This is a genomic window from Burkholderia sp. AU44665 (assembly GCF_030504405.1).
In the GTDB taxonomy this organism is placed as follows: domain Bacteria; phylum Pseudomonadota; class Gammaproteobacteria; order Burkholderiales; family Burkholderiaceae; genus Burkholderia; species Burkholderia semiarida.
The window spans coordinates 68,604-83,961 of record NZ_JAUJRI010000008.1 but is presented as its reverse complement, the minus strand read 5'-3'; the positions used below and the strand labels follow the sequence as shown (position 1 = coordinate 83,961).

Sequence of the window (15,358 nt, the reverse complement as noted above, 5' to 3'; positions counted from 1 at the left end):
AAACGAAGGAAGACGGCATCGTGAGGTGGGCCCTGCTGTTCAAATCGCTCTACGTGCAGGTCCTGCTCGCGATGATGCTCGGCATCGGCATCGGTCACGCGTGGCCGGCCGCAGGCGCGATGTTCAAGCCGCTCAGCGACGCGTTCGTCGCGCTCGTGAAGATGACCATCGCCCCGATCGTCTTTTGCACGATCGTGTCGGGCATCACGTCGTTGTCGGACGGGCGGGCCATCGGCCGCACGATCGTGCGGGCGCTCGCCCTCTTCTATCTGTTGACGGCCGCCGCGCTCGCGTTCGGGCTCGCCGCCGCGTACGTGCTGCAACCGGGCGCCGGCATGCACATCGACGTTCATCATCTGGATGCGAGCATCCTGGCGCCGTATGCGAGGCATGCGGAGCCACGCAGCCTCGTGGCGTTCGCGCTCGGCGTGATTCCGGACACGATGCTCGGCGCATTCGCGACCGGCGAAGTGTTGCCGGTGCTGCTGCTGTCGCTGTTGTTCGGTTTCTCGCTGAATGCGCACCCGCGCGCCGGCCGGCCCGTTCTTGCGCTGATCGACGGCATCGCCCAGGTCGTCTTTCGCGTGCTGGCGATGATCATGCGGCTCGCGCCGCTCGGCGCATTCGGCGCGATGGCGTTCACGGTGGGCCGCTTCGGCATCGGCTCCGTCGGCTCGCTCGCGAAGCTGATGGTGTGCTTCTACGTGGCTTGCGTGCTGTTCGTCGCGCTGGTGCTCGCGCCGCTCGCGCGGCTGCACGGCTTCGCGCTGTGGCGGCTCCTGCGCTACCTGCGCGAGGAGTTGCTGATCGTCCTCGCGACCTCGTCCACGGAGCCGGTCCTGCCGCGCCTGATCGTCAAGCTGGAAGCGCTCGGCTGCGACAAGGGCGTGGTGGGACTCGTGCTGCCGGCCGGCTATTCGTTCAATCTGGACGGTACCGCGATCTATCTGACGCTCGCGGCATTGTTCATCGCGCAGGCGTGCGACATCCCGCTTTCCGCGCCGCAGATCGCGACGATGCTCGCGATCATGCTGCTCACGTCCAAGGGAGCGGCCGGCGTGTCCGGCAGCGGGCTCGTGGCGCTGGTCGCGACGCTTGCCATGATGCCCGACCTGCCCGTCGCCGGCGTCGCGCTGCTGGTCGGCATCGATCGCTTCATGTCGGAGGCGCGCGCGCTGACCAGCGTGATCAGCAATGCGTGCGCGGTGATTTTCGTGTCGTCGTGGGAAGGCGCGTGTGATCGTACGCGGCTGGTGCGGCGGCTCGCCGTGGCCGGGCCGGCGTCGGCGGACGCGGCCGATGAAGACGCTGCCGCCGCGAACGGCGGCGGTGACGGGAAGGCGGTCTGACGCCAGGCCTTCCGTCGATCGGGCTCAATGTGCGGAAACGGAATCCAGGCCGGTCGCTTTCACGTCGGCCTGCACGTCGGGCGACGCAAGATAGTCGAGCAGCGCCTTCGCTTCCCGCGGGTGCTGCGCGCCGACCGGGATGCCTGCGGCGAAGCGCGTGACGGACTGCAGCGATTCGGGAATCTTGCCGACGAAGGTCGCGCCCTTGACGGGCAGCAGCTCGCTGACCTGCTGGAAGCCGATTTCGTAGTCGCCGTTCGCGACGACCGACGCCACCGGAATCCGCGGAATCATCTTCGCCTTCGACTTCACCTGCTCCTCGATGCCGAGCTTCCTGAACAGCTCGCGCTCGACGTACACGCCGCTCGCGCTGTCCGAATAGGCGATCGATTTCGCGTGCAGCAGCACCTGCTTGAGGCCTTCGGCGGTGCTGATGTCGGGTTTCGCCGCGCCGTCGCGCACGACCATGCCGATGCGCGAATCGGCGAGCTCGACGCGGGATTCGGGGATGACCTTGCCTTGCTTGATCAGATCGTCCAGCGCGTAGCCGACCATGATGACGGCGTCGGCGGGCTCGCCGCGCGCGAGCCGGTTCGGAATCGCTTCGGGCGACTTGCCCATCGACGGGCCGAGCGCGGTCGCGAGCGTGTTGCCCGACGTGGACGCGAACCGCGGGCCGAGCACCTTGTAGGCGGCGGTGAAGCCGCCCGAGCTCATCACGTGCAGTTCGGCGGCCTGTACGTTGTGGACGTTGGCCGCCACCGCCGCGGTGGCGACGAGCGCGGTCGCGCAGAATTTCAGAAACGGATTTCTCATGGTCGTGGTCGTGCGGATTCGTGGGTACGAGTGAACGTTCCGGAGGAGCGGGACATCAATGCGCGGGCGTCAACGTCGCCGCGCGGCGACGATAGAGCGCGAACGTCGCGAGCAGCGCGCACACCGCGGCGAAGCTCATCCAGTAGCCCGGTGCGGCCTTGTCGCCCGTCATGTGAATGAGCCCGGTCGAAATGGCCGGCGTGAAGCCGCCGAACACGGCCGTCGCGAGGCTGTACGCGAGCGAGAAGCCCGCGACGCGCACCTGCACCGGCATCACTTCGGTGAGCGCGACGACCATCGCACCGTTATAGATGCCGTACATGAACGACAGCCAGAGCAGGACGAGCAGCATGTTCGCGAACGACGGCGCGTGAGCGAGGAACGACAGCGCCGGGTAGGCGGTCACGACGGCGAGCATCGTCATGCCGACCAGCAGCGGCCGGCGGCCGATCCGGTCGGACAGCGCCCCGCCGATCGGCAGCCACACGAAGTTCGACACGCCGACGCAGAGCGTCACGAGCAGGCTGTCGGCGGTGCTCAAATGCAGCACCGTCTTGCCGAAGGTCGGTGCATAGACGGTGATCAGGTAGAAGCTCGTGGTGGTCATCGCGACCAGCATCATGCCGGCGATCACGACGCCCCAGTTCTGGACCAGCGTGCCGAACACTTCCTTCATGCCCGGGCGATGCTTGCGCGCCTTGAATTCCCGGGTTTCCTCCAGGTTGCGGCGCAGCATGAAGATGAACGGCACGATCATGCAGCCGACGAAGAACGGCGCGCGCCATCCCCAGGTGGCGATCTGCGCCGCGCTCAGCCACTGATTGAGCGCGAAGCCGAGGCCCGCGGCAACGACGATCGCCACCTGCTGGCTCGCCGATTGCCAGCTCGTGAAGAAGCCCTTGCGGCCCGGCGTCGCCAGCTCGGCGAGATAGACCGATACGCCGCCGAGTTCGGCGCCCGCGGAGAAGCCCTGCAGCAGCCGGCCGATCAGCACGAGCACGGGCGCGAGCAGCCCGATCGTCGCGTAGCCCGGCACGAACGCGATCAGGATGGTGCCGCTCGCCATGATGGACAGCGTGACGATCAGGCCCTTGCGGCGGCCGACCTCGTCGATGTACGCGCCCAGCACGATGGCGCCCAGCGGCCGCATCAGGAAGCCGGCGCCGAACACGGCGAAGGTCATCATCAACGACGCGAATTCGCTTTGCGCGGGAAAGAAGACGTTGGCGATCTGCGTGGCGTAGAAGCCGAACAGGAAGAAGTCGAACTGCTCGAGAAAATTGCCGGCCGTGACGCGAAAGATCGCGGCGGCCTTCGAACGTTCGGCCGGAAGGCTGGACGAGGGATGCATCGGGGTGTCTCCTGAAAATCCTGGAATACGCGGGAGGGGCGGGTCGATTGTCGTTTTCCGGCATGTTGGCGCGGTATTGATGAAACGATAAGTGCGATTTTCGGAATGATTGATGCGATATGGTTATCAATCGACCGGAATCTCCACCGCTCCGGGAGTGGCCGCACGCGCCGCCGCGTCTCGCGATGCCGCGGCCGTCCACCGGCGGCCATGTCGGCCTCGATTTTCCGTTACCCGTGCCGTTAACCCGGATTTGCCCGGCGCAATTGCAGCCGGCATCGGAAACCGCACGCGAGCATGCCCGCCTTCACTTCGATCGAGAAAATCGCCGACTGGGCCGGACGCCACCCGCTCGTCGTCGGAGCGCTGGGCACGCTGATGTCGCTCGCGGCGCTCGGGATCAGCGCGGTGACGCTGTGGGCCGCGCGCAGCGAAGTCGTCGTGCACGCGCACGAGACGTCGCGCAACGTCGCGGCCGTGCTCGCGAGCCAGATCGCGCGGACGGTCGAAACGTCGAACAACGCGCTGATCGCGCTGGCTGCCAATCTCGGCCAACCGGCCGTGCAGCGCATGGACGCGGGGTTGCGGCACGACCTGCTGTTCGAGCGCACCGCGGCGCAATACGTGACCGGCATGGGCGTGACCGACAGGCGCGGCCGGCTGATCGACGGGTGCTGCGGCGCGACCCGGCAGTGGGACTTCGGCGATCGCGACTACTTCAAGGTTCATCGCGATGCGGACAACGTCGGGCTCTACGTGTCCCAGCCCTATCGCGCACGCTCGCGCGACGGCAAGGAATCCATCGCGCTGTCGCGGCGCATCGAGCGGCCCGATCATGCGTTCGACGGGATCGCGGTCGTCGCCATCGATCTCGCTTACTTCGAGCAGCTCCTGTCCCGGCTCGACGTCGGCCCGAACGGCGTCAGCGCGATCGTGCGCGCGGACGGCACGATCCTCGCGAGAAACCCGTCATTGAACGACGGCCAGATGAATCTCCTGCGTCGCTCGAAATCGTTCAAGCGGATGGTGAACAGCGAATCGGGCTTCTATCCCGCGCATTCGAGCATCGACGGCGTCGTGCGCCTGTATACATACCAGCGGATACCGGGCACGCCGCTGATCGCGGTCGTCGCGCCGGCCGAACACGACGTGCTGGCCGGCATCCGTCGCCTGTCGTGGACGGTCGGCGTGTCGGCCATCGTGATCAGCACGCTGTTCTGCGCGGTGGTCTGGCTGCTGGCGTTCGCATTGCGCGACAACCTTCGCAAGCAGACGCTGCTGACCGAGCTCACTCGAACCGACCCGCTCACGGGCCTGCACAATCGCCGCGCGCTCGATACCGCGCTGGCCGACGAATGGGAGCGGCTGCAACGGGGCGGCGACGGCAGTCTCTCGCTGCTCTTCATCGACGCGGATCACTTCAAGCAGTACAACGACCGGCATGGGCACGCAGTGGGCGACACCGCGCTGCGCTTTCTCGCCGAATGCATCCGCGCGCATACGCGGCGGCGCGGCGACCTGGCCGCGCGCTACGGCGGCGAGGAATTCGTCGCGGTGTTGCCCGATACGGACGAAACCGGCGCCGCGCAGGTCGCGGAGGCGATTCGCCGCGAGGTGGAACGCAACCGGCTCGACGGGTTTGCGGAAGCGGTGCCGCCCTTTACCGTCAGCATCGGCTGTGCGACTGGGCGGCGCGCGCGGCACGCTTCCGTGCACGCGCTGTCGCATCAGGCGGACATGGCGCTCTATCGCGCGAAGCGCGAAGGCAGGAATCGTGTGTGCCGTGCGCAGGCGGAGCCGGTCGCGCAGCCGGCGTGAAAGCGCCGGTTCGATTCCGAAAGGGCGCCGGCATCCGGCTCACGACATCGCGACGCGCGTGCGCTGCCGCGACCGCGGCCGTTTCACTGCCCGGGTTCGATATACGCAGCCAGTTCTTCCGGCTTGCCTGAAGGAAACGCCTCCTTCAGGTGATCGAGAAACGCGGAAACGCGCGCGCTCAATAATCGCCTGGACGGATACAACGCCCACAGCGCGATATCGGGCCCCGGCACGTCGCCCCAACTGACGAGTGTGCCGGCCGCCAGGTCGCGGCTCACGAGCGACACCGGCAGGCACGCGGCGCCCAGGCCGAGGCGGACCGTATCGCGCACCATGCTCAGCGACGACAGCCGCGCCACGGGCTCGACCGGTATGCGCGCCGTACCGTCCGGGCCCGCGACCTCCCATGCCGCAGGGCCGTCGCTTGTGCCGCGAACCACGGCCGGTGCGGGCGCGTCGCCGCTCGGCCGCGCCAGCTCGGGCCGCGCGACGACGACCAGCCGGTCGCGCAGGAACACGCGCCCGATCAGGCTTTCGTCAGCGGCCGGGTTCACGCGGATCACGAGGTCGTAGCCCTCCTCGATCATGTCGACGGGCCGGTCTTCGGTCGTCACCTCCAGCCGGACGTCAGGGTATTTCAGCGCGAACGTCGCCACGAGCCGCCCCATCGCGAACTGGGAAAAGACCATCGGTGCGCTGATGCGCAGCCGGCCACGCGGCCGTTCGCTTCCCGCTGCAATGGCCGACGCGCTGTCGGCGAGTTCCGCGAGCAGCGCGCCTGTCCGCTCGTAGAGCGCGCGCCCTTCCTGCGTGAGCTTCACGCCGCGCGAGCCGCGCTCGAACAGACGCAGCGACAGACTGTTCTCCAGTTCCGCGACGCGGCGCGACAGCGTCGCTTTCGGGCGATCGGCCACCCGCGCGGCCTCCCCGAAGCTGCCATGGCGGGCGACGAGATTGAAATCGGCGAGTGCGAGCAGGTCCATGTGTTCCACCAGTGAGACGATACGTCTATTTATCACATCTTCCGGATCGCATGTGGATCACTTAACTTACGTGGGCAGTCAACCCTATCGTTATCTCAGGAGCGAACATCATGACCATTCTCGTTACCGGCGCCACCGGCCGCGTGGGCCGCCAGGTCGTCCATCAACTCGTCGATCGCGGCGCCGACGTGCGCGTGCTGGTGCGCGATCCGGCCAAGGCCGATTTTCCGGCGGCCGTGACCGTCATGCAGGGCGACATGCTCGACGTCGACGCGCTTCGTACGGCGCTCTCCGGCGTCCGCACGCTGTTCCTGCTCAACGGCGTGGCGGGCGACGAATTCACGCAGGCGCTGATCGCGCTGAACCTCGCCCGCGAAGCGGGTATCGAGCGCGTCGTCTATCTGTCGGTGCTCCACGCCGACCGCTTCGTGAACGTGCCGCACTTCGCGGTGAAGTCCGGCGCGGAGCGGATGATCGAGCGAATGGGCTTCAGCGCGACGATCCTGCGGCCTGCGTATTTCATGGACAACGAATCGATGGTCAAGGACGTGATCGTCGGCCACGGCGTCTACCCGATGCCGATCGGCGGCAAGGGCGTCGCGATGGTCGACGTGCGCGACATCGCGGAAGTCGCGGCGATCGAGCTGATCCGCCGCAACGACGCGCCGGGCAAGCTGCCGCTCGAGACCATCAACCTCGTCGGGCCCGACACGCTGACGGGCGAACAACTGGCATCGATCTGGTCGGACACGCTGGGCCGCGCCGTTGCCTATGGCGGCGACGATCCGACACCGTTCGAACGCAATCTGGCGCAGTTCATGCCGAAATGGATGGCGTACGAAATGCGGCTGATGGCCGAACGCTACGTCAGCGACGGGATGGTGCCGGAGGCCGGCGACGTCGAGCGGCTGACCGCGATCCTCGGCCGCCCGCTGCGGACGTATCGCGCCTTCGCGGCCGCGCTGCTGCGTTGAACGCGATGCCGCGCCTTCATGCTCCGTGCGGGAGTGCAGGCGGTCGCCAGGCGGTTGAACCGGCATCGCGCGCGACCGGTTCGCCGCGATCGCCGTGCCGCCGCCGGCGACGGCGATCGCGCAGCGGCAGCGCGGAACACGTACCGGATGGCCCGGCATTCGGATGTCGGGCAGCGAAGCGGCGGCGTCGATACAATCGGTTGTTCCCGCCTGCCGCCACGATCGCCTATCCGGCCGATGGCCTACAACATCGCCTGACTGACGAGCCCGTACAGTCCGTAAATCGGGTCGGCCGCGCCCTCGTGCGCCGCGGCCGGCGCGTTGCGAACCATCTTCGAACAGGTATCCACCTGTTTCAGTCCCTGTTCGCTCAACCAGTCCGGCAAACTGCTCCCGTCAGGCACATCGATACGAACGAATTCACCGTCTCGTTTCGTCAGCCAATAGCCGATCAGCGCCTTCGCACGCGCATCGTCGCTCGAACGCGGCGCGACCACCGGACCGATCACGTCACCGCGACCGAAGCGCCGCAGCACCGAAAACCCGACGACCTCGCCGTCACGTTCGAGCACGACGCTTTCTCCCCGCTTCTGCAATGCGGACAACAGCGCCTCGCGCTCAAGGCCGGACGCACGCGTGGCGAGTTCGACCAGGCGCGGCCAGTCGGCCGGCGATCCGGCACGCAGCCGCTCGCCGTCGGGCACGACAACGGCGGCAGGCCGATCGACGTTCCCCTGATATTGGCCCAGCGACCCGCACACGGTGAACCCCAGTTTCTCGTAGAGCGGCCGACCGGCCGGCGTCGCGTGCAGAAACGTGATGCGCGGCCCCAGTTCGTCGAGCAGCGTTTCCATCAGTTTGCGGCCGATGCCTCGGCCCTGATGCGCGTCGGAGACGATCACATGCCCGATCGCCGCGCGATCCGCACCGTACTTCCAGCACATCGCCGTGCCGATGACCTCGCCGTTTTCCTCGGCCGCGAACGCGACCGACGTTTCCGCGGAAAACTGCCAGTCTTCCGCCCGGAACGGCCAGCGAAGCGCCATGGAAAGAGCATGGGCGGCGGGGACGTCCGCCGCTGTGAATCTGCGGTAGCGAAGCGCCGACGTCGCGCCGTGCTCCTTCACTTCATGTTCGTGGTTCATTCAGCAATCCTTTCAAATAGTGTCGCTGTGCGACACGGCACATCATATAAATGCACGGCGATGACATCGAAGCGGCTAAAAATTGCACGGCGCTCCCCGGCTGGCATGAGTGCACGACGATCAGGAAGCACGCCGTTCCCGGACTGACGCCCGATCGACCCAAACTCAGCCGGTGTCAACGCCACTCCGACGCATCACGGCGATCGCGTGAAATAATGCTGCGCCAGCGCGACCCAGTACCGGACGCCGGCCGGAATGATGTCATCGTTGAAGTCGTATTTCGGATGATGCAGCGCCGGTGCGCTCGTGCCGTCCTGCGCATTGCCGATCAACACGTAAGCGCCCGGCCGCTCCTCCAGCATGAAGCCGAAGTCTTCGGACGTCATGTTCGGCGGCACGTTGGCGGACAGGCGTTCGTCGCCGAACGTAGCGCGAATCACCGCTTCGCACAGCGCCGTCTCGGCCGGCGTGTTGACCGTCGCCGGGTAGTACTGGAAAAACTCCACGTCGACCTGCGCGCCGTAGGCGCCCGCGAGCCCTTCGCACGCGAGCCGGACGTCGTGCTGCAGCTTCTGCTGCAATGCCGACGACAGCGTGCGGATCGTGCCGCGCAGCTCGGCGGTGTCGGGAATCACGTTGTCCGTCGTGCCCGCATGGAACATGCAGACGGAAATGACCGCCGGGTCGACGGGATCCTTGTGCCGCGCGGCGATGGTCTGACACTGCAGCACCATCGAGCATGCGAGCGGCACCGGATCGATGCCCAGATGCGGCTGCGCCGCGTGCGCGCCCTTGCCCGTCACCGTGATCCTGAAGCGCGAGCCCGCGGCCATGATCGGGCCCGTGCGCAACCCGAAATGCCCGGCCGGCAACCCCGGCCAGTTGTGCATGCCGAATACCGCTTCCGTCGGGTATTGCTCGAACAGGCCGTCGTCGATCATCCTGCGCGCGCCCGCGCCGCCCTCTTCGCCCGGCTGAAACACGAAATGGACGGTGCCGGGCAACCGCGGCAGCGTCTTCAGCACGCGTGCGGCGCCGAGCAACATCACGGTATGACCGTCATGGCCGCACGCATGCATGATCCCGTGCGTGCACGACGCATGCGCGAAGTCGTTGGCTTCGTGAATCGGCAATGCGTCCAGATCGGCGCGCAGCACGATGCCGCGGCGCGGGTCCGCACCGGGCAGGCTCGCGACCACGCCCGTGCCGCCCAGCCCGCGCGATACCGCATAGCCGAGCGCCTCGAGCTCGCGGGCGACGACGTCGGCCGTCCGATGTTCTTCGAATCGCAACTCGGGATGCGCATGCAGGTCGCGGCGCAGCTTCGCCCAGTGCGCGTGATGCGTTTGCAGCGATGAGTCGGAGATGACGGGGTTGTCCAATTTCGGCACCTTCGGAATGTAACGGGCTTCCCACTGTACTGCCGGCGCGAATCGCGCGCAGCGGCTGCGTCAATCGTAAAAGCCGACGATCGACTTGACTTCCATATACTCCTCCATCCCTTCGATCCCGTACTCGCGGCCGTTGCCGGACTGCTTGTATCCGCCGAACGGTGCTTGAGGATCCCATGCCGGATAGTTCAGGTGCACCTGCCCCGCACGGATCCGTCCGGCCACCGCGCGCACCCGCTCCATGTCGGTGCCCTGCACGTGCGCGCCGAGCCCGTACACGGTGTCGTTCGCGATGGCGATCGCTTCGTCGACGGTGTCGTAAGGCAGGATCGCGAGGACCGGCCCGAAGATCTCCTGCTGCGCGATCGCCATGTCGGTGCGCACGTCGGAGAAAATCGTCGGCCGCGCATAGAAGCCCTTGTCGAAACCCGCGGGCCGGCCGGGGCCGCCGGCGATCAGCTTCGCGCGTTCGTCGATGCCCACGTCGATCATCTGCGCGACCCGTCGGAATTGCGCGCGATTGGCGAGCGGCCCGTGCGTCGTCGCCTCGTCGAACGGATCGCCGACGACGAGCGTTTGCGCGGTCGCGACGGCCAGCGCCTCGACCTCGCCGAGCGCGTCGCGCGGCACGATCATGCGGGTCGGCGCGCTGCACGACTGGCCCATGTTCCGGAACGCGGCGGCGACGCCCGGCGGCACCGCGCGCTGCAAATCGGCATCCGGCAACACGAGGTTCGGCGACTTGCCGCCCAGCTCCTGCGCGACGCGCTTGACGGTCGGCGCGGCCGCCTGCGCGACGAGCACGCCGGCGCGCGTCGAACCGGTGATCGACACCATATCGACTTCCGGATGCGACGAAAGCGCGGCGCCCACCGTTTCGCCGCTGCCGCTCACGAGGTTGAATACGCCGGCGGGCACGCCCGCGTCGGCAATCACTTCCGCGAACAGCAGCGCGCTGAGCGGCGACAGCTCGCTCGGTTTCAGCACCACCGTGCAGCCTGCGGCGAGCGCCGGCCCGACCTTCGCGGTGACCTGGTAGATCGGCCAGTTCCACGGCGTGATCAACGCGCACACGCCGATCGGCTCGCGCGCGACCGCGGTCGTCCCGCGCCGCTCGACGAACGGGTAGCGCGCGAGGTTGTCGCGTGCGACGCGGATATGTTCGGCCGCGAGCGGCACATGCGCGCCGCGTGCGTAGCCGATCGGCGCGCCCATCTCCAGCGCGAGCGCCGTGGCGAACAGCTCGGCGCGCGCCAGCATCAACGCATGGATACGATCGAGCAGCGCCGCGCGTTCCTGCGGTGACGTCGCGGACCAGCGTTCGAACGCGCGGCGCGCGGCCTGCACCGCGCGGTCGGCGTCGCGCGCGCTGCCGAGCGGAATCTCGCACAGCGTGTCTTCAGTCGACGGGCTGACGACCGCGAACCGGTCGCCGCCGTCGGGCTGCACCCAATCGCCGTCGATGAAAAAGCGATCGAGCCTGCCGGCTTGCATCAGGTGAACAACTGGGGAATTCATTGCAGAGTGTCCTTGAGTCGATACCACGCGCCGACGAACGGCAAGAACCACGGTTTGCCGAAGTGGCCCGGAATCGCGGGCCAGTCGAAACCCTTCCACGGGTTCAGCTCCGCGCGTCCGTCCATGATCTCCGCCATCAGCGTGCCCATCAGCGTGGCCATGTGCGTGCCGTGGCCGCTATAGCCCATCGAGTAGTAAAGGCCGTCGCGCTCGCCCGCGCGCGGCAGCCGGTTGGCCGTCATGTCGACCATTCCGCCCCAGCAGTAGTCGATGCGCACGTCGGCCAATTCGGGAAACACGGCGGCCATCTGCTGCCGCAGGATCGCCCCGCTCTTTGCGTCGGAATGCGGGTTCGACGCGGCAAACCGCGCGCGCCCGCCGAACAGGATCCGGTTGTCGGGCGTGACACGAAAGAAATTGACGAAGTTCTTCGTGTCGGTCACCATCCGGCGCGTCGGCAGCAACCGGTCGAGCAGATCCTTCGGCAACGGCTCGGTGACGATGATGAACGCACCGACCGGCACGATCCTGCGGCGAATCCACCCGAACGGCCCGACCTGCGAAATGCCGCTCGCGAGCAGCACCTGGCGCGCGCGGATCTCGCCGAGCGGCGTGTGCACCGCGTAAGCGCCGCCTGCTTGCCGCTTCAGGCCGAGCACCGGCGCGTGCTCGAGAATATGCGCGCCGCGGGTTTGCGCGGCGCTCGCCAGCCCGCGCACGTAACGGCCGACATGCATCCCGGCACTCTTGCCGAAAAGCAGCCCGCCGTGATAACGGTTCGAACCGATCTCGTCGCGCAGTTCGGCCTTCGTGACCATGCGCGTGTCGGGGTCCACGCTCGCCGCGAGCAGCGCCTGGCTGCGCACGAGCTTGTCGTAGTGCTCGGGTTTCGCCGCGAGCTTCAGCTTGCCGCGGCGCGCGAAATCGCAATCGATCGACTCCTCCCTGACCAGCCGTTCGACCGTGTCGACGCCCGCGTCGAACGCGAGATAGAGCCGGTTGGCGAGCTCCGTGCCGATGCGCTGCGACAGCGACGCGTAATCCTGCGCGAAGCCGTTGTTGCACATGCCGCCGTTGCGTCCCGATGCCGCCTGCCCGACGGTGCCCGCCTCGCAGACGATCACGCGCGCGCCCTTTTTGGCCAGCGCCAGCGCGGCGGCCGAACCGGTGATGCCGCCGCCCACCACCACCACGTCGCAACTTCCGCCGGGCAACGCCGGCGTGTGGCTCACGAATGGCTCCGACGTATCGAGCCAGTAGGAACTGAAACGCATCTGGAACTCCCAAGCTGTCGCATCGCATCACACGCGCGCTGACGAGCCGGCGAACGCTCGCCGCCCCGACCCGGTCGCGCGTGCGATCCGGACCGGCGCGACGGCCTTGTACTAGAAATCCGCGACCTTGCCCCACGCGGACTCGCTGAACCGCCCGGGCCGGTACGGCGTCGGGTCCACGAACGGCTGCGCGCCGGATGCGAGATCGGCGATCAGGTGCCCGGCGCCCGGCCCGATCCCGAAGCCGTGCCCCGAAAAGCCCGCCGCGAGGATCAGCCCCGGCACGCCCGGCACTTCGCCGATGCCCGGCACGCCGTCCGGCGTGCTGTCGACGAAGCCGGCCCATGCATGCGTGATCGTCGCTTCGCGCAGTTCGGGCAGCAGTTCGGCCGCGCGGCGGTAGGTTTCGGCGACCGTCGGCATGTCGGGCTTCGGATCGAGAATGCGCACCGCTTCCATCGGCGTCGGCGCATCGAGGCGCCAGCGCTTCAACGTTTCATGGCCGCCGCGCACGCCTTCGAGGCCGCCCGGCAGCAGGTTGCGCCAGCGCTTCGCGAACATCGGCACGAATTGCGGCGCGAAACGCAGGAACTGCGGCGTCGGGTCCACGCGCGCGCGGCCGCTGATCGCCAGCGCGTAGCGTCCGTCGCTGCGGCGCGTCACCGACACGCCGGACGTGTACATCGCATCCGGCAGCGGCGTTTCGACGGGCGACACGCTCAGGATCGACTGACGGATCGACGCCTGCGGAAACCGGATGCCGAGCTGGCGGCAGAACGACGACGCCCATGCGCCGCCGGCCATCACGGCCGTCCTCGTCCTGATGACGCCGGCCTCGGTGACGACGCCGGCCACGCGGCCGCCCTCGAGCTCGATGCCGCGCGCCGCGCAGTACTGATGGACACTGCCGCCCAGCTTCATCAGCGCGGCGGCCACGGCCGGCGCGGCCTTGCCCGGGTCGGCCGTGCCGTCGGTCGGCGAGAACACGCCGCCCTTCCACTGCCGCCCGGTCGCCCGTCCGCGCTCGGCGGCCTGCTTGCTGTCGAGCATGTACGTGGTCACACCCGCAGTCTTCGCGAATTCGCCCCAACTGGCCCAGCGGGACAGCTCGGCCTCGTCGTTGCTGAGATACAGCAGCCCGCAGCGATGAAAGCCCGTGTCTTCTCCGGATTCGGCGGCGAACCGTTCCCACAGATCGATGCTCTTGCTCGCCATCGGCAACTCGCGCGCATCGCGGTTCTGCTGCCGGCACCAGCCCCAGTTGCGGCTCGATTGTTCGGCGCCGATGCGCCCTTTCTCGACGAGCGCGACCGACAGCCCGCGGCGGGCCAGATAGTAGGCGGTGAAGACGCCGATGATGCCGCCGCCGATCACGACGACGTCGGCCGCGGCCGGCGGCGTGGACAAGGTTTCGATATGGCGCAGCGGAGGGGACATGCTCAGTCTCGTTCGGTGGAGGGTTTGACGTTCTGCATCACGTAGAACTTCGCCACGCGTTCGCTGCTTTCCCACCCGATCGACGCGCCGCGCGGCACGAACAGCGCATCGCCGGCGCCGAGCGACAGCACGCTGCCGTCGGGCGCCGCGAACCGTACGCCGCCGTCCAGCAGGAACATGAACTCGTTCGCGCGATGCGGCCGCACGATCCGGTGATAGGGCGTCGAATCCCACGTGCCCGCGCAGTATTCGGCGCCGTCGTCGGTGAACACGTTGTCGCTGCGGCATTGCGGCGCGGGGCTCAGCAGCACCTCGGCCGGCAGCGTGGCGGACGGCTTGAAGTCCGCGTCGGCGCGCAACTCGAAGAGGCCGCGTTTCGTCGGTGTCTCGCACGCTGCCGCGCAGAACGTCAGCAGCACCGGCGATTGCGCGGCGATGCGCAGCGCCGTGCCGCCGCCGATGACGGCGCCTTGCCCCGGGCCGAGCACCAGCGGAGCCGCCCCGGCCGCTTCGAGCGTCAGCTCGCCCTGGACGACGACGAGGGTTTCGATGTGCGGAAAGATCGACACGTCCAGCTCGCCAACGAAGCCGATGCGTCCCGCAGCCATCGCGTCGGGGCCTTCCCACGCGATCTCGCGATGCGACGCGAACGGATCGTTCGCGCCGAACGCCTGCCGGCGAAACGCGGTGGAAGAAGGTGCGCCGTCGGCACGGTGCAACACGAAAGCTGCGGTCATTTCTGCTCCTGTGCAATGCGTGGCGGTCTGGTTCAACGCCGTCACGCGATATCGGAAATCGTCGTTCGCCGGCTCTTCTGCCGGAAAATCCTCAGCCAGGCATGTCGTCCATGCCGGGGCTTACGCCGCGTGACACGACGCATCGCGGCGTTCGCTGCGCAGGCGCGCCGATGGCGTTCGCATCGGCGCGCCGCCCATTCGGGCGACCACGTAATCGCGCGGCGTGATCCCGAGCACGCGCCGGAAATGCCGGCACAGATGGCTCTGGTCGAAGAAGCCGACGTCGGTCGCGACGACCGACGGCGCGAGACCGGCGCGCAACAGGTCCTGCGCCCGGCGTACCCGCACGAGACACAGATACCGGTGCGGCGACAGCCCGGTTTCGCTGCGAAAGCGCGCGGTGAAACGCGATACGCTCAACCCGGCCACGGCCGCGAGCGTGTCCAGGTTCAGCGGCTGCGCGAACGACGCGTCGATCGTGCGCAGCACGTCGTCGATCGCCGGCGAGACCGGCCGGGCGACACGAGGCGAGCCAATGAATTGCACTGTCATATCGGATTCTCCG

The 15,358-nt window shown here is 67.8% G+C and carries 13 protein-coding genes; 3 read left to right on the top strand and 10 right to left on the bottom strand.

The window, feature by feature from the left end:
* The first annotated feature begins 20 nt into the window (after positions 1 to 20).
* A complete protein-coding gene (dctA, locus tag QZM15_RS18320; protein WP_302106967.1) occupies positions 21 to 1,349 on the top strand; it encodes a C4-dicarboxylate transporter DctA in 1,329 nt (442 codons plus the stop codon).
* Positions 1,350 to 1,373: 24 nt separating this feature from the next.
* Here dctA and QZM15_RS18315 read toward each other — a convergent pair whose 3' ends face one another.
* Together QZM15_RS18315 and QZM15_RS18310 are read right to left on the bottom strand one after the other, a co-directional pair.
* Entirely contained in the window at positions 1,374 to 2,165 is a 792-nt protein-coding gene (locus QZM15_RS18315) for a substrate-binding domain-containing protein (RefSeq protein ID WP_060011045.1), read from the bottom strand.
* A gap of 55 nt (positions 2,166 to 2,220) precedes the next feature.
* Positions 2,221 to 3,516, bottom strand: a complete 1,296-nt coding sequence (locus tag QZM15_RS18310) for an MFS transporter (RefSeq protein ID WP_060310357.1) — start codon at positions 3,514 to 3,516, stop codon at positions 2,221 to 2,223.
* Positions 3,517 to 3,813: 297 nt separating this feature from the next.
* Here QZM15_RS18310 and QZM15_RS18305 point away from each other — a divergent pair, with 297 nt between their 5' ends.
* The gene (locus QZM15_RS18305) at positions 3,814 to 5,334 is read left to right on the top strand and encodes a diguanylate cyclase (protein ID WP_302106966.1); all 1,521 of its coding nucleotides are present in this window, start codon (positions 3,814 to 3,816) and stop codon (positions 5,332 to 5,334) included.
* A gap of 83 nt (positions 5,335 to 5,417) precedes the next feature.
* On the opposite strand, the gene QZM15_RS18300 is transcribed toward QZM15_RS18305, so the two are convergent.
* The gene (locus QZM15_RS18300; RefSeq protein WP_060967027.1) at positions 5,418 to 6,317 is read right to left on the bottom strand and encodes a LysR family transcriptional regulator; all 900 of its coding nucleotides are present in this window, start codon (positions 6,315 to 6,317) and stop codon (positions 5,418 to 5,420) included.
* Between the two features lie 110 nt (positions 6,318 to 6,427).
* Here QZM15_RS18300 and QZM15_RS18295 point away from each other — a divergent pair, with 110 nt between their 5' ends.
* Positions 6,428 to 7,291, top strand: a complete 864-nt coding sequence (locus QZM15_RS18295; RefSeq protein WP_302106965.1) for an SDR family oxidoreductase — start codon at positions 6,428 to 6,430, stop codon at positions 7,289 to 7,291.
* Between the two features lie 242 nt (positions 7,292 to 7,533).
* On the opposite strand, the gene QZM15_RS18290 is transcribed toward QZM15_RS18295, so the two are convergent.
* The 7 genes from QZM15_RS18290 to QZM15_RS18260 form a co-directional block, all read right to left on the bottom strand.
* A complete protein-coding gene (locus QZM15_RS18290) occupies positions 7,534 to 8,436 on the bottom strand; it encodes a GNAT family N-acetyltransferase (RefSeq protein ID WP_060310353.1) in 903 nt (300 codons plus the stop codon).
* A 194-nt stretch (positions 8,437 to 8,630) separates the two neighbouring features.
* Positions 8,631 to 9,818 carry a M20 aminoacylase family protein gene (locus QZM15_RS18285; RefSeq protein ID WP_302106964.1) on the bottom strand — a complete coding sequence of 396 codons (1,188 nt, stop codon included), beginning with the start codon at positions 9,816 to 9,818 and terminating at the stop codon, positions 8,631 to 8,633.
* 69 nt (positions 9,819 to 9,887) lie between these two features.
* Positions 9,888 to 11,345, bottom strand: coding sequence for an aldehyde dehydrogenase family protein (locus QZM15_RS18280; protein WP_302106963.1), 1,458 nt, complete (start codon positions 11,343 to 11,345; stop codon positions 9,888 to 9,890).
* The gene (locus QZM15_RS18275; protein ID WP_302106962.1) at positions 11,342 to 12,619 is read right to left on the bottom strand and encodes an FAD-binding oxidoreductase; all 1,278 of its coding nucleotides are present in this window, start codon (positions 12,617 to 12,619) and stop codon (positions 11,342 to 11,344) included. Before QZM15_RS18275 ends, QZM15_RS18280 begins: the two co-directional genes overlap by 4 nt.
* Before the next feature lie 111 nt (positions 12,620 to 12,730).
* Positions 12,731 to 14,056 carry an FAD-binding oxidoreductase gene (locus QZM15_RS18270; protein ID WP_059577943.1) on the bottom strand — a complete coding sequence of 442 codons (1,326 nt, stop codon included), beginning with the start codon at positions 14,054 to 14,056 and terminating at the stop codon, positions 12,731 to 12,733.
* Between the two features lie 2 nt (positions 14,057 to 14,058).
* Positions 14,059 to 14,793 carry a cupin domain-containing protein gene (locus QZM15_RS18265; protein ID WP_124657450.1) on the bottom strand — a complete coding sequence of 245 codons (735 nt, stop codon included), beginning with the start codon at positions 14,791 to 14,793 and terminating at the stop codon, positions 14,059 to 14,061.
* A 120-nt stretch (positions 14,794 to 14,913) separates the two neighbouring features.
* Positions 14,914 to 15,345, bottom strand: coding sequence for a helix-turn-helix domain-containing protein (locus tag QZM15_RS18260; RefSeq protein WP_060310348.1), 432 nt, complete (start codon positions 15,343 to 15,345; stop codon positions 14,914 to 14,916).
* Positions 15,346 to 15,358 lie beyond the last annotated feature (13 nt).